The organism is Sporomusa sp. 246TCP1 (assembly GCF_057319775.1).
Window position 1 is genome coordinate 3,489,365 of sequence record NZ_CM170492.1, and the last position, 20,555, is coordinate 3,509,919.

General features: G+C 45.3%; 20 protein-coding genes. 1 reads left to right on the top strand and 19 read right to left on the bottom strand.

What is annotated here, in order from left to right; genetic code table 11:
- Nucleotides 1-82: 82 nt before the first annotated feature.
- The 15 genes from AC1ECB_RS16505 to AC1ECB_RS16575 form a co-directional block, all read right to left on the bottom strand.
- The gene (locus tag AC1ECB_RS16505; protein ID WP_485664795.1) at nucleotides 83-1,222 is read right to left on the bottom strand and encodes a murein hydrolase activator EnvC family protein; all 1,140 of its coding nucleotides are present in this window, start codon (nucleotides 1,220-1,222) and stop codon (nucleotides 83-85) included.
- Between the two features lie 14 nt (nucleotides 1,223-1,236).
- Nucleotides 1,237-2,124 (bottom strand): permease-like cell division protein FtsX, encoded by an 888-nt coding sequence (ftsX, locus tag AC1ECB_RS16510; protein ID WP_485664796.1) that lies wholly within the window; start codon nucleotides 2,122-2,124, stop codon nucleotides 1,237-1,239.
- Nucleotides 2,114-2,800: a cell division ATP-binding protein FtsE gene (ftsE, locus tag AC1ECB_RS16515; RefSeq protein ID WP_021169136.1), complete on the bottom strand. Its 687-nt coding sequence runs from the start codon at nucleotides 2,798-2,800 to the stop codon at nucleotides 2,114-2,116. Before ftsE ends, ftsX begins: the two co-directional genes overlap by 11 nt.
- A gap of 116 nt (nucleotides 2,801-2,916) precedes the next feature.
- Complete coding sequence (locus AC1ECB_RS16520; RefSeq protein WP_485664797.1) at nucleotides 2,917-3,657, bottom strand: site-2 protease family protein; 741 nt, start codon at nucleotides 3,655-3,657, stop codon at nucleotides 2,917-2,919.
- A gap of 202 nt (nucleotides 3,658-3,859) precedes the next feature.
- Entirely contained in the window at nucleotides 3,860-4,804 is a 945-nt protein-coding gene (locus AC1ECB_RS16525) for a transketolase family protein (RefSeq protein WP_485664798.1), read from the bottom strand.
- 233 nt (nucleotides 4,805-5,037) lie between these two features.
- Nucleotides 5,038-5,880: a transketolase gene (locus AC1ECB_RS16530; protein ID WP_485664799.1), complete on the bottom strand. Its 843-nt coding sequence runs from the start codon at nucleotides 5,878-5,880 to the stop codon at nucleotides 5,038-5,040.
- Nucleotides 5,881-6,171: 291 nt separating this feature from the next.
- The gene (locus AC1ECB_RS16535; protein WP_485664800.1) at nucleotides 6,172-7,017 is read right to left on the bottom strand and encodes a YitT family protein; all 846 of its coding nucleotides are present in this window, start codon (nucleotides 7,015-7,017) and stop codon (nucleotides 6,172-6,174) included.
- 10 nt (nucleotides 7,018-7,027) lie between these two features.
- Complete coding sequence (csaB, locus tag AC1ECB_RS16540) at nucleotides 7,028-8,119, bottom strand: polysaccharide pyruvyl transferase CsaB (RefSeq protein ID WP_485664801.1); 1,092 nt, start codon at nucleotides 8,117-8,119, stop codon at nucleotides 7,028-7,030.
- On the bottom strand, nucleotides 8,112-10,181 hold the full coding sequence (locus AC1ECB_RS16545; RefSeq protein WP_485664802.1) for a DUF5693 family protein: 2,070 nt from the start codon (nucleotides 10,179-10,181) through the stop codon (nucleotides 8,112-8,114). Before AC1ECB_RS16545 ends, csaB begins: the two co-directional genes overlap by 8 nt.
- A 120-nt stretch (nucleotides 10,182-10,301) precedes the next feature.
- Nucleotides 10,302-10,994, bottom strand: a complete 693-nt coding sequence (locus AC1ECB_RS16550) for an LmeA family phospholipid-binding protein (protein WP_485664803.1) — start codon at nucleotides 10,992-10,994, stop codon at nucleotides 10,302-10,304.
- A 144-nt stretch (nucleotides 10,995-11,138) separates the two neighbouring features.
- Nucleotides 11,139-12,249, bottom strand: a protein-coding gene (gene prfB / locus AC1ECB_RS16555) for a peptide chain release factor 2 (protein ID WP_485664804.1) whose coding sequence is annotated in 2 segments (ribosomal slippage) — nucleotides 11,139-12,176 and nucleotides 12,178-12,249 — 1,110 coding nt in all. Because the reading frame shifts where the segments join, the coding sequence is not laid out codon by codon here.
- Between the two features lie 15 nt (nucleotides 12,250-12,264).
- Entirely contained in the window at nucleotides 12,265-14,787 is a 2,523-nt protein-coding gene (gene secA, locus AC1ECB_RS16560; RefSeq protein WP_485664805.1) for a preprotein translocase subunit SecA, read from the bottom strand.
- Between the two features lie 308 nt (nucleotides 14,788-15,095).
- Complete coding sequence (locus tag AC1ECB_RS16565; RefSeq protein ID WP_485664806.1) at nucleotides 15,096-15,794, bottom strand: cytochrome b/b6 domain-containing protein; 699 nt, start codon at nucleotides 15,792-15,794, stop codon at nucleotides 15,096-15,098.
- A 12-nt stretch (nucleotides 15,795-15,806) separates the two neighbouring features.
- Nucleotides 15,807-16,118 carry an iron hydrogenase small subunit gene (locus AC1ECB_RS16570; protein ID WP_021169148.1) on the bottom strand — a complete coding sequence of 104 codons (312 nt, stop codon included), beginning with the start codon at nucleotides 16,116-16,118 and terminating at the stop codon, nucleotides 15,807-15,809.
- 12 nt (nucleotides 16,119-16,130) lie between these two features.
- Entirely contained in the window at nucleotides 16,131-17,390 is a 1,260-nt protein-coding gene (locus AC1ECB_RS16575) for a [FeFe] hydrogenase, group A (protein ID WP_485664807.1), read from the bottom strand.
- A 274-nt stretch (nucleotides 17,391-17,664) separates the two neighbouring features.
- Here AC1ECB_RS16575 and AC1ECB_RS16580 point away from each other — a divergent pair, with 274 nt between their 5' ends.
- Nucleotides 17,665-17,889, top strand: coding sequence for a hypothetical protein (locus AC1ECB_RS16580; protein WP_485664808.1), 225 nt, complete (start codon nucleotides 17,665-17,667; stop codon nucleotides 17,887-17,889).
- 63 nt (nucleotides 17,890-17,952) lie between these two features.
- Here AC1ECB_RS16580 and hpf read toward each other — a convergent pair whose 3' ends face one another.
- The 4 genes from hpf to AC1ECB_RS16600 form a co-directional block, all read right to left on the bottom strand.
- Nucleotides 17,953-18,492: a ribosome hibernation-promoting factor, HPF/YfiA family gene (gene hpf / locus AC1ECB_RS16585; protein ID WP_485664809.1), complete on the bottom strand. Its 540-nt coding sequence runs from the start codon at nucleotides 18,490-18,492 to the stop codon at nucleotides 17,953-17,955.
- Nucleotides 18,493-18,872: 380 nt separating this feature from the next.
- Entirely contained in the window at nucleotides 18,873-19,073 is a 201-nt protein-coding gene (locus AC1ECB_RS16590) for a cold-shock protein (protein WP_021169152.1), read from the bottom strand.
- Between the two features lie 85 nt (nucleotides 19,074-19,158).
- The gene (locus AC1ECB_RS16595; RefSeq protein WP_485664810.1) at nucleotides 19,159-19,878 is read right to left on the bottom strand and encodes an amino acid ABC transporter ATP-binding protein; all 720 of its coding nucleotides are present in this window, start codon (nucleotides 19,876-19,878) and stop codon (nucleotides 19,159-19,161) included.
- Nucleotides 19,865-20,530 carry an amino acid ABC transporter permease gene (locus AC1ECB_RS16600; protein WP_021169154.1) on the bottom strand — a complete coding sequence of 222 codons (666 nt, stop codon included), beginning with the start codon at nucleotides 20,528-20,530 and terminating at the stop codon, nucleotides 19,865-19,867. The genes AC1ECB_RS16595 and AC1ECB_RS16600 overlap by 14 nt, the downstream gene beginning before the upstream one ends.
- Nucleotides 20,531-20,555 lie beyond the last annotated feature (25 nt).

Below are 20,555 nucleotides of genomic sequence, written 5' to 3' on the forward strand. Positions count from 1 at the left end.
CTTCTTATCCTTTTAACTATATGTTAAATTAGTTGTAAATATTCTAATCTGGAATAAGATTGCCATGCTTTCCGTGTCTTCGTTAAGGCAAATATCCCATGGGGCTGACTGGCGAACCATTTTCCCGCACTTCAAAATGCAAATGCGGACCAGTCGAATAGCCGGTCGAGCCAACGCGGGAAATTATCTGTCCCTTGTGTACCCGGGCCCCCTCTTCCACCAGCAGCTCCGAATTATGCGCATATAATGTCGAAATCCCGTTACCATGATCAATAATAATGGCATTACCATAGCCGCCCATCCAGCCACTGGACACCACGACGCCACTATCAGCTGCCACAACCGCATCACCATAATCAGCACCAATATCAATACCGCTATGGAATCGACCAGTGCCAAAAATCGGGTGTGTCCGCCAACCGAATGGCGATGTAATCGGGCCTGAGGCCGGCCACATTAGTGCCCCACTACCACCTGCCGGACCAGCAGCATTACTGCCTGAAGACTGAATCCGTCTAATCATCTGCTCAATCTGACTAGAGGTTTCCATGAGTTCCCTATATGCCTGTTCAGCCGTGTCACGCTCATTTACAGCTGATTCCAATACCCTTTCACGCTCATTTTTTTGGGATTCAATAAGCGCCTTTTTCGTAGCAGCTTGTGCCTTAAGGTCAGTAATGACTGCCTTGTCCCGCTCAAGTTCGGCCCGTTTCTGAACCACAAGCTCACGTTCGGCCTTTACTTGAGTAACAAGATTTATATCCAGATTAACAACCCGTTTTAACAACTCTGCCCTGGTAGTAAAATCAGCAAAGTCTGTGGCCCCGAATAGAACATCCAGATAATTTACCTGACCATTCTTATAAATATCGCGCATTCTCTTATTAAGGATTTGGCTGCGCTCAGCCAGATTTTTTTCTACTTTAGCTAACAATGCCGTATTCACCGTTATCTGCTGCTCAGTTGCGGCAAGTTTAGATAAAATACTGTTATATTCGCTGGCTGCCGTATCAAGATTACCCTGAATCGTCCGTAGCTGTTCAGAGACACTATCCACCTGCTGTTGGGCCTGCGTCGCTTTATTTTGCTGCATTTCCATCTGCTGCTGAACATCTTCGAGTTCACGCCATTTTTGGTCAACCTCATCCGCCAGCGCCGTTGCCAGTACACCGGCAACTAATAAAATGATCAATAAGACTGATAAAATACGTTTACTAAGCAAAGCTCTCCCCCCTGTTACACCTTCATAAACCGCTTAAGTGAAATAGTACTGCCTAAAGCGCCGATGGCTGTGCCCACAACAAGCAACACAATACTAATATGAGTCAGGAATGGACTCTTAGGTATCAATGGTAAAAAGGCCAACGATTCGTAGACCTTTTCGGTAAGAGTGCTATAGGTCTGGGTCAAAATGAGCATTGCGCAAAGTGCACCACTAAAACCTAATATCATGCCTTCAATCATGAAAGGGAACCTGATAAACCAATCAGTTGCCCCAACATACTTCATAATCCCGATCTCTTTACGGCGGGCAAAAACGGTAATACGAATGGTATTTGAGATGATGAACAAGGCCGCCAGCGCCAGAAAAACAATCAGAATAAGCCCAAAAATCCGGACCAATTTCGTCAAAGCAAACAATTGCTCAATGACTTCCTGGCCATAGTTGGCATTTTCTACCCCTTTAAGCTGAGCAATCGCCTGAGACACCGATTTCACATACTCCGGCTTGTCTACTTTTACTTCAAAGGAATTAGGCAACGGGTTAGTGTCTCCAAGTGCCGTAAGCAAACCTTGCTGCTCGCCTAAACGGTCTTTGAACTTAATCATAGCCTCGCCCTTATCAATAAACATTACCTCTGTTACCCCGGCCAGTTTGGTTATCCTTGTGCCTATCTCCCTCATATCCCGGTCAGATAACCCGTCTTCCATGTATACAGTAATCTGTACCTGGGTTTCCAGGGTAGAAGCAATATGATTAAGGTTGAGCACCATAACCAAAAACATTCCCAAAATTAACAGTGACACCGCCACCGTACTCACAGAAGCAATACTCATCAAGCTGTTACGTCTTAGCGAAGAAATTGCCTCACGCACGAAATATTCAAAGGTTCTAATCTTCATAGCCGTATACTCCTTTTACCTGATCACGAACAATACGGCCGTTTTCAATAGCAATAACCCGTTTGCGCAGCGCATCAACAACAGTTTTATCGTGAGTAGCCATAATAATAGTCGTACCTGCCTTGTTAACGGTATCAAATACCTTCATGATTTCCCATGAGGTATCCGGATCCAGATTGCCTGTGGGTTCGTCGGCAATAACAATAACCGGATTATTGACAATGGCTCTGGCAATAGCCACCCGCTGCTGCTCACCACCTGACAGTTCTGATGGATAGGTACGCACTTTGTGCCTAAGACCGACTAAATCGAGCACATTATGCACCCGTTTTTGCATTTCCCGGTGGGGCGCTTCAACCACCTGCATAGCAAAAGCCACATTGTCATATACAGTTTTATTGGGTAACAACCGGTAATCCTGAAATACTATACCCAAGCCCCGTCGCAAATACGGCACATCTTTTGACAGCATCTCGACGACATTTCGTCCGTTAACAACAAGCCGGCCGCTTGTGGGCAGTTCTTCACGTAAAATTAACTTAATGAAAGTCGACTTACCAGCACCACTCGGCCCGACGATAAAAACAAACTCACCTTTTTGGATATCTACTGTGATATCAGCTAACGCAACTGAGCCATTGCTGTATACCTTCGACACTTCACTCATGTAAATCAATCGTAGAGTACCTCCATCCTAAATTCAAAGACCAAAACATATAGATTATTCGACGTAGATACACAAAACCCTCCTTACTCCCGTACTATTGATTAATGGATTGTTACTTTATCTCATTACTTCAGCAGTTCCAACGTATACAATGTCGTCAGCCCTAACACGCTTAATAAACCAAAATACCACCATGCCACCTTCAAACGCTGCGTCGCTGTCAATTGATAGTAACCATTCCCTTGTGTCTCCTCCCCTCGCCACAATTCAAACAAAGAAAACAAAAAAATAATAAAAACCAAAATGTTATAGGTATATAAGAACACAACACCAATAACAAAACTGCCAATCCACCAAAGTCGTGGCGAGATGGCAGCTGCAATGCGTTCTCCATCTAATGGAGCACAGGGAATAAGATTAAAAATATTTAGCAGGCAGGCAGTATACGAAAGTACCAACATCAACGTACTACCACTCCACAGATAAAAAACCAAACATACCAATGCGCTCAGCGTCCCGGCTGCGGGACCACCAATAGCAATATTGGCTGTCATTTTGGCATTGATGGGTGGCCGGTTTAAGCTAATAACAGCACCAATAAAGGGGATAAAGGTAGGGCCGTTGGCTCTGAGGCCAACAATACGTGAGGCCGCAATATGACCCAATTCGTGAACCAATAGCAGCAAGATAAAACCAATACCGAACTTAACACCAAAGGCGAACGCATAAAAAGCCAGCGATACCAACATAGACACGGCCGTAGAAAGAACACCGCCCACCTGAAATAGCGCCAGTAGTCCTACTATCCCGATCCCGGCCCGGCGCAGTACACGTCGTCCCAGATTAATTACCTGCCAGCAGTTCACAGCATCCCTCCTCCCGGACTAAGCATCTTCTCTGCCTTCGTCACAATGACCGCAGAAGGGTCACTGTAGAGTAAAAAAATCCCGCACATACATCATAGATATGCATGTGCGGGATTTTTTACCCTAACAGAAAGTAAAACTTTCTGCAAACAACACGGCTTGTCACCAAAGGCTTAGCACAAACCGTATTTTCTTTATTATTTTATAGGTTTTTGCGGCTAACTACCTTTTTAACAGCAGCGACAATCGCTTCTTCAGTTAAATTATATTTTTTTAGCAAGTCACCTGGTGTACCTGATTCGCCAAACGTATCCATAACACCCAGACGTTCCATCGGAACAGGTGCATTTTCGACAAGTACCTCGGCAACTGCGCTGCCAAGACCACCGATAATGCTGTGTTCTTCACAGGTCACAATCGCACCAGTGTCACGGGCAGCAGCAATGATGGCCTCTTTGTCAATCGGTTTAATTGAAGCCATATCTAATACCCGGGCACTTATTCCCTGGGAAATAAGCTGCTCTGCTGCATGCCGTGCCGGAGCCACCATGACGCCACAGGCAATAATAGTTACATCTGTGCCATCTGTTAACAGCGCAGCTTTACCAATACGGAATTCATAAGCTTCACCAAAAACATTAGGTACTGCCGACCGTCCCAGACGAATATATACTGGTCCTTTATGCTCAGCAGCAAAATCAATGGCCTGCTTAGTCTCGGTTGCATCAGCAGGTACAATAACCGTCATATTCGGTAATACCCGCATGATAGCGATATCCTCAATGGACTGGTGAGAGGCGCCATCCTCACCGACAGTCAAACCGGCATGAGTGGCAGCAATTTTAACATTGAGCTCAGGATAACAGATTGAATTGCGCACTTGTTCAAACGCGCGACCGGTTGCAAACATAGCGAAAGTTGAAACAAAAGGAATCTTCCCCACAGCGGCTAGACCGGCGGCAACCCCCATCAGATTCTGCTCAGCAATGCCGACATTGAAAAACCGGTCAGGATGCGCTTTGGCAAACACATTGGTCTTTGTCGACTTGGATAGGTCGGCGTCTAATACCACGACATTTTTATTGCGATCACCCAGGTCCTTTAAAGCCAGACCGTAGGCTTCGCGAGTAGCTAATTCTTTACCCATTTTAACTTTGCACCTCTTTCATAGGCGAATGGCTCTGAACGCCCATCTGCACGGGCTGTTACAACAAGACTACTGCCACAAACTGCCGTAAAGCAGTCTCATAGGCGACGGTGTTTCTCCTGCGATCCGTTGCTCAGCGTACTCCGTGTACGCCTCCGCTACGGTTCTCGTCGTGCCTCGCATCTGGGCATTCATAGCCACCCGCGTGTATATTCATGGTTTCTTAAAACCTATTAGTCGGCCATAGCCTCTATTGAGGCTAAGAATGCAACGCACTCTTCTGGTGTGGGGGCTTTACCGTGCCATTCGGCAACGTTTTCCATTTGGCAAACACCTTTGCCTTTAATGGTTTTAGCTACTATCATGGTCGGTTTGTCTTTTACGGTCTTGGCTGCTTGAATGGCATCATAGATGGCATTATAGTCATGACCGTCAATAACAATTACATTCCAGCCAAAAGCCTGCCATTTTTCAGGGATCGGCAGTGGCGACATGACTTCGCTAATCGGACCATCAATCTGCAAACCGTTAAAATCAACAAACGCCGTAAGGTTGTCCAGCTTATAATGAGGAGCAAACATAGCAGCTTCCCATATCTGACCCTCTTCCAGTTCGCCGTCGCCTAACAAGGCATATACCCGGTAATCCCGGGCATCTAGTTTACCAGCCAGTGCCATACCATTGGCAGCACTCAAACCTTGTCCCAAAGAACCGGTAGACATATCCACACCGGGAATTTTTTTCATCTCAGGATGGCCCTGCAGACGGCTGTTAATCTTACGCAGAGTCAATAACTCTTCCTTGGGCAAATACCCCTTCTCTGCCAGTGTGGCATAAAGCACCGGAGCCGCATGCCCTTTGGAGAGCACAAAGCGGTCGCGGTCAGCGTCCTTAGGCTTAGCCGGATCTACCTTCATTTCGGCAAAATAAAGCACTGTTAAGATATCGGCCGCCGATAAGGAACCACCGGGATGACCGGATTTTGCCTCAGTTACCATACGTACAATATTACCCCGAATGGATTTGGCCCGCCTGGCAAGCTCAGTAAGCTGCTGCGGAGTTAGTTTTTGTGACATTCTTTCAACCTCCTATAGTCCTTTAGGGTTAATCCACAATGTTTCAGCAAGCTGAAACGAGTCCATTACTACTAGGTTTGCACTAAACAACATTAATGTGCCAAAACCTGAAACTGGCTAGAAATGTCCAGCTGCGAGGCGCGACGAGGACGTACCCGTAGTCGTACTGGGAAGTACGTCGGAGGGAACGCCCACAGGAGTAACACCGTCGCCTATGAGACTACGATACGTCTCTAGGATGGCAGTAGGCTTGTTGTAACAGCCCGTGTAGATGGGCGTTTATAACCTGTTTCAGCGGTAGGTAGTGAAGCCCTCGCCTAATACCTCATGCGCATCGGTGACAATAACAAAAGCCTGGCAATCAATTCGGTATACCAAGTCCTTGACAGCAGAAACCTCTCTGGTACTTACTACGCAGAAAACAACCTCACGATCGGCATGGGTATAAGCACCGCGGCCTGACAAATAAGTCACTCCCCGCCCGAGCTCAGTCATAATGGCCTCTGACACCTTCTCCGGCAATTGTGACATGATGAAAAAAGCTTTGGCGTTACTTGAGCCTTCTTGCACCAGATCAATGATTTGCGTGGTAACAAATAAAGAAATAAGTCCATATAATGACAACTCCGCACTGCCAAACACAAGACCCGCTGTGGCAATAACGAAAAAATCAACTCCCAAGAGCGCCTGGCCAATACTAATCTTCGTTAATTTATGAATAATAGCTGCTGCCAAATCAGTACCAGCCGTTGTTCCTTTAAATTTGAACACGATTCCCATGCCAACACCAGCAAGAATACCACCATATAAAGAATTAAGCAACAGATCGTGGGTGAGAACAGGAACAAATGGCGCCGATAAATCAATGCTAACCGCTAAAATACCAGCACCAAGCAGTGTATTCATACCAAAGCGGGTTCCCAGGATTTTAACACTAAGCAATAACATGGGAATATCAAAGGCCAACATAGTCATGCCTACCGGCAATCCAAACGTATGGTGGAGCACTGTGGCCAAACCGCTAATGCCGCCAGCCGCAACTTTATTAGGGATTAAAAACATATTAAGAGCCACAGCAGTAATTACCGTGCCCAGCATAATTCCCAAATAGTCACGCAGCCACTTTCTCTTCACCATCGCTTCCTCCTTACTTTTTTACCAGGCTAAGTGCGAGTTCGGCATTTAGAAAAGCTTTGTTACGCAAAATAGTAATACGGTCTTCCCGCTCCCGGTTAGGCTGTTTGCGTTCATCCCACATCTCCCGTATCCTGGCCATCAGGTTGTCGGCCGTTACTGTCTTTAGCGTACCGACATGTTTTTCACCAATAGTTTCGAGGAAGCGATCAATTTTGGGATCATAGGATATACCCGCCATCGGCACATGCATAACAGCAGCAAAAATAAGGGCATGCAGTCTGATGCCAATTAATAGATCCAAATTACCTACCAGCGAGAGTAACTCACTGGTAGAATATTCACTAGGCAGCACACTGGCTTTATTTTTCATGCGTCCGGCAATTTTTTCAGAAACACCGAGGTCATCAGGCCACTGCATGGGGATAAATACCACCTTAGCTCCCAGTTCTTCAATCATCTTGTCAGCAGCATGGCCCATCACCTGTTTAAAATGTCCCCAATCCTTCCATTCCCGCACAGAGATACCAATTAACGGCGCCACACCTTCTTGTCCATACTGTTTCAAAATGCTGCGTCCAATGGTTTTATCCACCGGATGCATGGCCAAAACCGGATCAGCCGTTATATGCACAGGCGGCGCAGTTACCTTTAACCGCTTTAGCTCCTCATAAGAGCCCTCGTCACGAACAGTAATAAGGTCAACCATATTACCAATATAACGCATGGCCCCTTGAGCCAAGGCTCCCCGTACCGGACCAATTCCCTGAGCATACAGCATAACCGGCTTACCCAGCTTTTTGGCCAGCATCATAATACTTAGGTAATAGTAGAGACTGCGGTCACTGGTCACGTCTTGGAGCAAACTGCCGCCACCGCTGATTAACAACTGGCTTTGGGCCAGCACTTTGGCAATCTCCGGGTAATTCAAACGATAGACAGCAGCTACACCGTGCCGGTGCCGGGTATCTTCCGGATTACCAGAGATAACTGTAATTTTAATACTGGGCTCAATGTCAGTTAAGGCCTCAATCATAGCCGCCAACATAGCCTCATCACCCGCATTGGCAAACCCGTAATAACCAGAAACAACAATATCACTCATGGGCAACCGTACTCCTTCCCAAGCGAGTGATTACGGCTTGAACCAGATACACGCCAACAACCGCTACTATGCCAATGATTGCACCTAAAACCATGCCGTCTAAGCCCCGAACGGTGGACATGAGCACAGGTGTCCGCAAATGCGCAAAAGTCTCCACAAGTGAACCCTGAGCAATAGTCGCGACTACGATCAGCAAGTATTGCACCAGGCGCGGCCATTGGCGATAGACAGCCATGACTGCCAACAAAAAGGCCGGATGGCCAATTAAAAACTCTTTTCCCCTTGGCCGGGCGTACAGAAGCTGCTCTAATAGTGCCCTGAGTTTAAGTTCAATTCCCAGTATCGGTACACCGGCCGTATGCCCTGAACGGCCAATATAGACCCAGGCCGCAAACGCAGCCATGCCAACCAACAGCAAGGTTTTCATAGTTACCGGATAATTCAAGATAGTAGTCACCTGACGCCACAAGCCTCTGGCATCTGTTAATGGAACATTGTCAAACAAATTATAACGGGTTAAGTACACAATAGTAACTAACAGCAGTGGAGCAACAAAAGTGAGTTTTACCCCCCGGAAATATTCCATTTCCAAGAAAAAGCGCACATCGCTAAGCACAGCGCCTAAATAGAGACCGCCTGCCAGAGAAATAAATGTAGCAATAACAATAGCGCCTAAACCGGCGGCAATAATTTTACCCAGCGAAGCCGGACGTTCAAACTGACCGGCAGCCTCCAGCCGCCGCCAACGATCCAGCTGCCAGGTCATAGCCAAAGCCGGGAAAACACTAGCACTGGCAAGCGCAACCATCTGACGGCTAAGCGTACCGCCGCCCTTAAGAATCGGGAGAATCAGCAGCACTGTCAATATAGCGGTAAGCGCATATTGCCAGCGCACGCCAAAGGGATAGACCAAAGACAAAAACAGTACCCCAGCTGCCGTTACACCGAGCACAACGAGTGCTAAGAGCCAGAGCGCAGGAAAATACGGATTATAGGTACCGGCCCGGCCAAGGCTGAAACCCTCAGCCACCAGAGCGTGTTTAACTCCAGACACATAATCCAGATTGGTTTCAGTCAGAGTTTTTCCTGGCTCCGGCTTATCATACCGTCGCAAGAGATTGATCCGGATATTGCGTTCCTGATCAGCCAACGCCCAACGCTGAATGGCTTCAGCCGATTTTAATTTAACCTGCTCATCTTTGGGAATAACATAAACCCGCGCAGACCGGTAGTTATTGGCAGTTGCCAGTTGAGTAAGCCCTTCCTGTTTAAGAAACTGCAGTTGCAGTGGATGCTCAATCATGGCTAATGTCAGCTGTCGTTCGCGAAAACGACTGGCTGTAAGTGGCAATAAATCTGGATAACCTATGACCTCTTCACCAGAAAACATGATAGAGCTCAGATTATTAACTGTTGCCAGTCGCTGAAATACTGAATCAACATCTGCAGGGGTTACCTTAGTATAGTTCGTCGGACGGGCAATTACGTAAAAGCCCAGCCTGTCAACTACAGCAAGTTCTGCAGAAGATAGCCCCAGGTTCCATTTCACAACTTTTTCAAAGTTGGCTTTAGCCTCTAATACTGGGCGATCACCATCTGCCAGCAGCGTTACCCTGCCAGGTCCCAAACGGCGGCTTAAGTCAGCCATCACTTCCTGGAAGACTTGTTGATCTTGCCCTATGACATACACGTCCTCAGCCTGGATCTTTCCTGCGGCAATTAAACTGTGCCAAAAGGGATCTGTCAGCGTGCCGGTATTTTTTTGGTGAAGAATATCTGCACCAGGCAATGCCGTTATTTTGCCGCTTTTATTGAGTTTTTCCAGGGTAGTTTCATACACAGCCAGACTAGTAATGCCGGCGTCTTTAAATTGCTGAAACATTTCACTTGGACGGACACCCTCAATCTGCGCTAATTCCATGATATCTTCATATTCCATAACCATTTCAACTGTGGAATTAGCCTGTTCAACTGTGTGACGCTGCCAATCGATAGTAAGGGAGGCCAATAGGCCAACAATGACCAAGCCAATCAGCCATTTGTTATATGTAAAGGTTGACAAAATCTCTCCACCCTTTTTGAAACCACCACCTGTGTGGGCAGTTTCGATAATATGTATATATACTATTCCCAACAAGAATTAATCCCAGTACAAGGCTGTACAAGTCACCTTAAACCAGTACTAATTTCGGTTGTCGGTATAAATAATAACCTGACCCTGTTCCATGACAACATCCCGTACATTCACATTAAACGGCATTTTTTTCAAATCCATTAACGGCACTTCCGTAAGTAACGAACCACCGATATTGCCAACTGGAGTATTGTTCAGCCAAAACCGCTCGGCAACAAACGAAATGCGTCGATTCTCACGGTCACTCACAATCCGGCCTTCCAACCTGACATCGACCCGTGCAAAACCACCTACGGTTAACGCACTGGTCACCTGGATTTTTTCAGGAGTTATCGTCACAACCGCATTTTTAACTCCTTTGACTGAGTTATTAAGAAAGGCAGCCAATTCCTCTTGCCCGATGGTCGCCGTAAGTTCGACATCCTTTACTTGTTCAAGCACTAGCTTCCTGCTGGTCAATAGCGACTGAATATCAACCTTTACATCGCGTAAGCTAATATGCATATTACGAACGGTTATTTTCTCAGTCTTTACCTCGCTAACATCTGCCGTTACACGATCGAAATTGCCATCAAGCATAAACAGAGCCGGGATTTTATCCACCCTGGCAGTCGCTTGTTTGCTCCCTGTCAGATCGCGGAGTCCCTGAGCCGCAGCATCAGACACCACCTTGGGCAATACGACTTCCACGGCCGCTATTACCATGACCAGGAACAAAACAATGGTTGTAAAGCGCTTCATAGGGTTAATTCCCCCTTAGGAAAACTTTCTCTTCCTTTCATCTTTGGCTACGAGTTAAGACTCCTGCCTCTATAGGCGGCGTTCATTCAGTTGGAGTAGACTCTCCACCTGAATCCCCGATGTTTCAGCTATGCTGAAACGAGTTCACTCTTTGACGCCAGACTCACTCTTTAAGTAAGCTTCGATAAACAATTCAATTTCTCCATCCATTACAGCCTGCACATTGCCTGTCTCAGCAGCAGTCCGATGATCCTTAACCATATTATAGGGATGGAAAACGTATGATCTAATTTGACTGCCCCATTCAATAGCTTGATATTCACCACCAAGTTCCGCCTTCTTATCAGCCTGTTTTTGCCGTTCAAGTTCAAATAGTTTGGCCCGCAATAGGCGCATACACTGCTCCCGGTTCTGAATCTGCGACCGTTGAGTCTGGCATTGTACAATAACACCTGTCGGCAAATGAGTCATGCGGACAGCTGAGTCTGTTTTATTGATATGCTGACCACCGGCACCACTGGCCCGATAGGTGTCAACCTTCAAATCTACCGGATTAATAATAATATCTACCGAATCATCAACCTCGGGCATAACATCGACGGCAGCAAACGAGGTGTGGCGCCGACCACTGGCATCAAAGGGCGAAATACGAACAAGGCGGTGTACCCCTTTTTCGGCTTTCAAATAGCCATAGACATTAGTACCACTAATCATCAATGTCACACTTTTAACGCCAGCCTCATCGCCGGCCTGAAAGTCCATGGTCTCAACCTTGTAATTGTTCTTTTCAGCCCAACGCACATACATTCTGAGCAGCATTTGCGCCCAATCCTGTGCTTCGGTGCCACCAGCCCCGGCATGCAGTGTCAAAATAGCGTTATTACGATCATACTCACCCGAAAGCATCTGGGTCAGTTCAAGATGATCCAGTTCCTGCTCCATGCTGGCAAGGCCGGCAGTTACTTCAGAATAAACACTATCGTCCTGCTCTTCCAGCCCCAATTGCCATAAAGTAGCCATATCACTGTGACGGCTAAGCAAGTCATGGTACTGGCTGATACTGTCCTTCATACGTGTAACCTCTTGGGCAATTTTTTGCGCCTCATCAGAGTCATCCCAGAAGGTAGGATCACTCATTCTATCTTCTAGTTCTTCAATACGTTCCCTTTTACCGGCAACGTCAAAGAGAAGCCCTCATTTCTTCAAGCCGTTTAGCCAAGGTCTCTATCGACCCGCGCAATTCTTCCAAAAGCACTTTCTCAACTCCCTATTATTTAGCGCCACAACAGCGTTTGTATTTTTTACCACTGCCGCAAGGACATAATTCATTACGTCCCGTTGTATCTGTATTAATAATTGGTTCCAGTGGCTGAGACTGTTCGTTTCCTTCTTCGCCACCACGGGTGGCATGGGCACCACGCAAATGATCTTCCGGTTGAGCCTGAGTTACAATATTAACTCTGAATATGTACCGGACAATATCTTCCTGTACACTTTCCATCATTTGCTGGAACATATCATACCCTTCAATTTTGTACTCAATCAACGGATTCTTTTGCCCATAAGCCCTGAGCCCAATACCCTGGCGCAGCATATCCATGGCATCAAGATGCTCCATCCATTTAGCATCAACCGTTTTAAGCATAACAACTTTTTCAAGCTCTCGCATATTATCAGAGCCAAATAGCTCTTCCCGTCTACTGTAGGCAGCTTGGGCTGCACGCACAAGTTCTTCCCGGAGTTCAAAACGACTTAGCTTGTCAAGTTCCTCCTGCTTAAGCTCACCGTTAGGCGCAAAAAAGCCTTCACAGTATTCAATCAGGCCGGCATAATCCCATTCCTCAGGATATATCTTTTCATTAGCATATAAATCCATACCATAATCAATGATTTTTTCAATCATCATATCGATATTTTCTTTGAGATTATCCCCTGTCAGAATCTTCTTACGCTGGCTGTAAATAACCTCACGCTGCTGATTCATGACATCATCATATTCAAGGACATATTTGCGGATATCAAAGTTACGGGCCTCAACTTTTTTCTGGGCCTGCTCAATGGAACGGGTAATCAATGAATGCTCAATTGGTTCGTCTTCTTCCATACCCAATTTTTCCATAATGCTAGCAATATTATCAGAACCAAACAAGCGCATCAGATCATCTTCCAGCGATAGGTAAAACCGCGAAGAACCCGGGTCACCTTGACGTCCGGCACGGCCACGCAGCTGATTGTCAATTCGGCGGCTTTCATGACGCTCAGTGCCAATAATACGGAGACCACCTAATTCGGCAACACCTTCACCTAACACAATGTCAGTACCACGACCAGCCATATTCGTAGCAATAGTTACTGCTCCTGCCTGACCTGCCTGGGCCACAATCTGAGCTTCCATCTCATGAAACTTGGCATTAAGTACATTGTGCGGTACACCCTTCTTTTTGAGCATCGCCGACAATTCTTCCGACTGCACAATAGAGGTTGTACCCACAAGCATAGGCTGCCCCTTGCTATGGAGTTCAGCAATTTCTTCAACAACAGCCTTGTACTTGGCACGCTTGGTTTTATAAATAACATCAGGCAAATCCTGCCGCTGCATCGGGCGATTGGGTGGAATAACAATAACATCAAGATTATAAATTTTACGGAATTCAGTTTCCTCAGTCTTAGCAGTACCTGTCATCCCGGCCAGTTTATTATACATGCGGAAATAATTTTGGAAAGTAATGGTCGCCAGGGTTTGGCTTTCCCTTTCCACCTTAACACCCTCCTTGGCCTCTATGGCCTGATGCAGACCTTCTGAATAGCGACGGCCAAACATTAAGCGACCGGTAAACTCATCAACAATGACAACCTCGCCCTCTTTAACCACATAGTCCTTATCCCGCTTCATCAAAGCATGCGCCCTGAGTGCCTGATTAAAATGATGTGACAGCTCAATGTTTTCGCTATCATAGAGATTTTTTACATTAAGCAGTTTCTCAGCTTTGGCCACGCCAGCCTCTGTCGGAGCTACCGTGTTGGCCTTTTCATCAATGGTATAATCATCGCCTGCCGTTAATTTTGGCACAACCTTAGCCAACACAAAGTACATGTCAGTAGACTTTTCACCAGGGCCAGATATGATTAGCGGCGTCCGCGCTTCATCCACCAAAATACTGTCAACTTCATCGACAATAGAATAATTTAAAGGCCGCTGTACCATTTGTTCCGCGTAAATAACCATATTATCCCGCAGGTAGTCAAAACCAAATTCATTGTTAGTACCATAGGTAACATCAGCACTGTAGGCCAGTTTTCGTTCGTCAAAATCCAAACCATGGACAATAAGGCCAACAGACAAACCAAGGTAGCGGTAGAGTTTTCCCATCCATTCACTATCGCGGCGTGCCAAGTAGTCATTAACGGTAACAACATGCACGCCTCTACCTGTCAGTGCATTTAGATATACCGGCAAAGTAGCTACCAGAGTTTTCCCTTCACCTGTCCGCATCTCTGCAATTTTTCCTTCATGCAGAGTGATACCGCCCACCATCTGTACATCAAAATGACGCATAGCCAAAACCCGGCGTGAGGCTTCCCGCACTACAGCAAAAGCCTCTGGCAAAAGGTCATCAAGCGTTTGTCCTTTATCTAACCGGCGCCTGAATTCGACCGTTTTGGCAGTTAACGTCGCATCACTCATATTTTTAAATTCGGGCTCAAACGCATTGATTTTGTCTACCAACTGTAACATGCGTTTAATTTCTTTTTCGTTATCATCACCAAATATTTTCTTTAAAAATTTAAACAAATTATCAACTCCCCAGCCAAAAAACAAATATATTGCACAATCAACGTAGACCGCTAACTTCACATAGTTAGGTCTTTCACCGCGATCATAGGGTTAGTATGTGCCTAATATATGATTTTAACAGAAAGCTGGTGCAAAGTCAAAAACTGGGTTGCTTGATAATCAAAAATTATAGATAGAAAAACAAAAGCGAGATTGCAACGCCAGTGCTCATAATGACCGTGGGGGCAGACTTGCCGTTTCCCTCGTCCTTGCACTTCTCGCGAAGCAATCTCGCTTTTACATTTTATCTTGGGTACCAGTCAGTCTTAGCCTGGCTGTTGCTGACCGGGAGTAGTAATTTTACTACCCTTGACTGGCTCAATTTCATTCTCAACCCATACCGGGTTATGATGCTCGGCCTCATGGAGCGGCTGAGTACCATCACCAAACATGCACAAAAATTCGCCCCAATTGTAGATTCCAAGGAAGATATGTGCAAATACGCTCACTCCCAGGACGATACCAACCACCAAATGCACCATATCAAACCAATACATGGCTGCCTTAGGAGCCACCGGCAGGAAGGCGTATAACGCCCAACCGGTAACAATCAGCAGAATGCCACCAATCAGCATCATAATCCCCATTTGTTTTTGACCAGAGTTCATTTTACCCATTGGCGGTACTGGAATAGTTTTGCCTAATAACATTTTCTGCGGATAGCCACCACAAACTTTCATCCAGGCCAGATCCCGCTCATCAAAGGAGAATATCCGGCGGGTAAAGGCCACAATTCTGTCCAACGCAAAGATGGTATAAAAAATACAAGATAACGTAAGAATACATGCGCCTACAATATGGATTTGCATAATCACGTTTTGCAGATTCTCACCAAACGGTTTAAGCCAAATAAAAAATCCAGTAAGAGCTGCTGGTAAAAAACCTAAAATTAATCCCCAGTGAAATAGCCGCGAGATAAGAGGGTGCTTGAGTACCCGCGGTCCGTGTTCATCATGCTGGCTCATCAATTATCCCTCCTACACTAATTTCGTTCTGTCTACATACTTAGTATGAAACAGTTCTTCGGCCAAATTACTGAGCGGATTCTGAGCAAATTTTTTGTACACATCAGTAACTGCCTGATTGTTATGGCTTTGACGGACTTTTGCTTTTACATCATCATTATAAATGCCTTGTGCCCGCAGCTTGATGTATTTTGTGCGGTCTTGTACCAAATCGGTAGCAACATAGGCCCCGGTCCACAAGATTGCACCGGCTACACCTACGATTCCTATGAATTCACGTCGCGAGACCTTTACGGCCTTTTCTACATAATCATAATGCGCCATTGTGTTCCCTCCTTATGACCAAGGTAGTACGGCCTTGGCTTTATCCAGCCAGGAAGTACCCATTGGGTTGATTGGCTGACCGCCACCGTTGACACAGCCGGCCGGACAATTCATAATTTCGATGAAGTGATAGGGTGATTTACCGGCTTTAACTTCTTCCAGAAGCGGTTTCACGTTTTCCTTGGTGCCGTGGGCTACAGCTACTTTCAGCGTAACTTCTTTACCTGTTTTAGCATCTACCATCGTAACACTGGCTTCCTTCACGCCTTTTAGGCCGCGAACAGGTTTGAATTCAAGCACATCCAGTTCCTTGCCGGTGATTACAAAATAAGCTGTCCGTAAAGCGGCTTCCATTACACCGCCGGTATTGGCAAATATAGTACCTGCGCCACTATATTGAACTAAAGGATTATCCTTATCAGTAAACTCAGCGACAGTCCTAATGTCAATATTCAATTTCTTAAACAGACGGGCTAAATCCCTTGTAGTTAACACTACATCAATATCAGGATAGCTTCCTGATCTACCTTGTGTTTTCCAGTACTCGGAAGCACTTTTGAATTCAGGACGGGAAGCCTCAAATTTTTTGGCAGTACAAGGCATAACGCCTACCATGAATATATCTTCCGGGTTAACCTTCCAGACTTCTTTGGCACCATAGGTTTTCCCCAGTGCGCCAGCCATCATCATCGGCGACTTGGCCGAAGACATGTTGGGTAAAACTTCAGGATAGTACAGTTCTGCATACCGAACCCAAGCCGGGCAACACGAAGTAAACTGTGGCAAAGGTCCTAAATGATGCTCTGTCGGCTCTCCTAACGCGTAGTGACGAATCTTGGCAATAAGCTCCATGCCTTCTTCCATAATGGTCTGATCGGCAGTAAAGACAGTGTCAAGAACTTTAAACCCAGCCTGTTTCATTGCTCCATACATTTTTTCTGTTATCAGGCTACCGGGTTCCATTCCGAACTCCTCACCAATAGCAACGCGAACTGCCGGAGCAATTGTAGCAACAACTGTCAGTTTCTTGTTCTTAAGCTTGTCAATAACCTGATCCACTACGTCAACTGTGTCTTTGGGAGCCCCAAATGGACAGTTAATGAGGCATTGACCACAAGAAATACATTTCTCGCTGTTGATCTTGTGAACGGCACCATACTTGCCCTCAATCGCATCTGTTGGACAAAATGCCTTACACGAATCGCAGCCCTTGCATGTCTTGCTGTCAATCTCAATAATACGGGTTACCTCCTGTGATTGAAAACCTTTCAAGACAAAACCTCCTCACCCATGAAAATTAGTTAGATAGCATGCCACTGTGCAGCAACCACTATTGTGAAAATTGGAACATTTGAAACCTAAAATATCCTCGAATTAAATAATGCCACGAATTAACTGTAAATTATATTGTATGACTTGTCAATAATATTGGAATAATCTGATTAAGTTATTTATTTCACTATCAACTTTTTTCTGTAAAACCCGTTTAAAAATCTACCAATTTATGCATACTATTACCAAAGGTTTTACCTTGGGAGGTAGCATTGTGAAGCATAATGTCATGGATATCCTCGACATAGTCGGTCAGCTTGCCGACCTTAAAGCTGTTGACTCCAAAAATACATTAGCCATTGCCGTATTGATAGATCTTCTCATTGATAAAGGGCTCTTTAGCAGACAAGAATTTGCTCAAAAAGCGCAAGAGTTGGAATCAGCCTCCTTGGCTGAAATAATTATGAAACGCCGTTCCGAGCTGCGAACACCCCGCTAATCATCAAAAACAACACTATCAGAAATAGCTGGAAGATATCTTCCAGCTATTTCTTTGTCCTATCTAAAATTCCGGTTCAATTAATCCATATCGACCATCTCTACGGCGGTACACCACATTAACTTCTTCCGTATCAGCATTAGCGAAAACATAAAAGTCATGATTAATAAGATTCATTTGCATAACAGCCTCATCAACAACCATCGGCTTAATGGCAAATCGCTTGGTTTTTACAATGTCAAACTCATCTTCACTAGCAGTAGCCAGAGGAGCTGCAGGGATTAAATCTGTTTTAAAGCTCCCGCCTTTTAGCTTACGGGACAGTTTTGTCTTATATTTTTCAATTTGCTTTTCTAATTTCTCAATAACCAAGTCAATAGAAGTATACATATCAGGCGTCTCTTCTTCACCCCGAAGAAGAATTCCATTGATAGGCACGGTAACCTCAACAATATGACGACCCTTGTTTACGGTGAGGATTGCAGTAATTTCACCCATGCTTGCACCATCAAAATACTTCGTGATTTTGCCAACACGCTTGGTGACATAATCTTTCAGTGCTGGTGTAATATCAATGTTTTTTCCTCGTACTATAATTGCCATATTACCCATCCCCTTTCCTGGTTCCTATAGTGTTAATATTCCCTATCAAATCAAAAATTCCTGTTTAAAAATTCAATTTATTTTCTTTTCTTAATTTTTAACATATTAAAAAAGCGCGATCGCGCCCTTGAGAATACGGCTCTAAGCGCAGAGTACACAGAGAGCACAGAGGGGAGATGAATATCGAGACATTCCCTCTGCGTCTCTGCGGTTCAAAAAACTTATACTTTCTTTATGTAAAAAAAAGACTTGGCTTGGGCCAAGTCCGTTAGAACGCTGGCAGAAGCCTTAGCCGTTCAATCAAGTGAAAGTTAACCTTTCTATATGGCTAAATCAAAACCCGGCGATCACTAATCGCCGGGTATTTATATAGATGTATCCTAGTTAGCCTTATATACGTTGCTGGCTTGTGGTCCACGAGCACCCTCAACGATTTCAAATTCAACTTGTTGACCTTCGTTTAAAGTCTTAAAGCCTTCGTCTTGAATAGCCGAGAAATGTACGAACACATCGCCGCCATCTTCTCTCTCAATGAAACCATAACCTTTTTCTGCACTAAACCATTTAACTTTACCAATCATGTGAAACTCCTCCTAAGATTGAACTACAGACTGCCTTTTAGCAGCCACAAGAAGAAGTATAGCATAAATTGTCATTACTGTCAATTTATAAAATCTTCGAAAGAAAAGCTTTGGTACGTTCTTCCTTGGCATGCAAAAATACGTCATCTGGCAAACCTTCTTCAACAATCCGGCCTTCGTCCATGAAAATAACCCGGTCACCTACTTCGCGGGCAAAACCCATTTCATGAGTAACCACAACCATCGTCATTCCCTCATTAGCCAAGGTCTTCATAACATCAAGTACCTCTGTAATCATCTCCGGGTCAAGCGCCGATGTTGGCTCATCAAAAAGCATTACTCTAGGTTTCATAGCCAGCGCCCGGGCAATCGCCACCCGCTGTTGCTGACCACCAGATAACTGTTCCGGGTAGACATCAGCTTTATCTGATAACCCTACCTTTTTTAACAAATTAAGGGCCACCTCCTTTGCTTCCGCCTGTGGCATTTTACGAACCTTAACCGGCGCAAGTGAAATATTTTGCAGCACCGTCATATGGGGAAACAAATTAAACCGTTGAAAAACCATCCCCACTTCTTCCCGCACTTTATTAATATTAGCATCACTCGTAAGAGGAATTCCATCCACAATAATTTCGCCTTCGGTAGGCTGTTCAAGATAGTTAATACACCGGAGCAGCGTGCTCTTACCAGAGCCGCTTGGTCCAATGATAACAACCACCTCTTGTTCGGCAATATGGAGACTAACATCTTTTAATACATGTAATTTACCAAATTTTTTATGAACATTCTTAATGCTTATCATCAGTCTTGTACCTCCGCTCAAGATAATCCACAAAGCGGGATATTGTCAACGTCATCACAAGGTAAATAAAGGCCACTGTAATCCAAATCTCAAACGAGCCATAGGTACGGGCAATAACCAGCTGTCCGCGCCGTGTAAGCTCCTCAAAACCGATTACAGACACCAGAGACGAATCCTTGAGCATGGCAATAAATTCATTACCCAACGGCGGAATAATGCGTTTAAATGCTTGGGGTAAAATTATGTACCGCATAGTCTGCACCCAAGTCATTCCCAGTGAGCGTCCAGCCTCAATCTGTCCTTTGTCAATGGACTGAATGCCCCCGCGAAAAATCTCGGCCACATAAGCACCACTGTTGATACTGCAAGCAGTAATTGCAGCAATAAATGGATCAATCCGCTGCCCAACAATAATCGGCAACGCAAAATAAATGAGAAAAATCTGCACCAAAAGTGGTGTACCACGAATAAAGTCTACATATATGGCCGCTAACACCTTAACCGGCCATAGCGTTGACAGTCGCGCAATGCCTACAAACATACCGATTAAAAGACCAAAACCAACACTAAGCACCGTAATTTGTACCGTAACGCCGGCGCCCAGAAGGAGCAATGGAAACGACTGCAAGATTAACTCAAAATCAAAATTCAAATTTCTCACCCTTGCTAAGAATTAT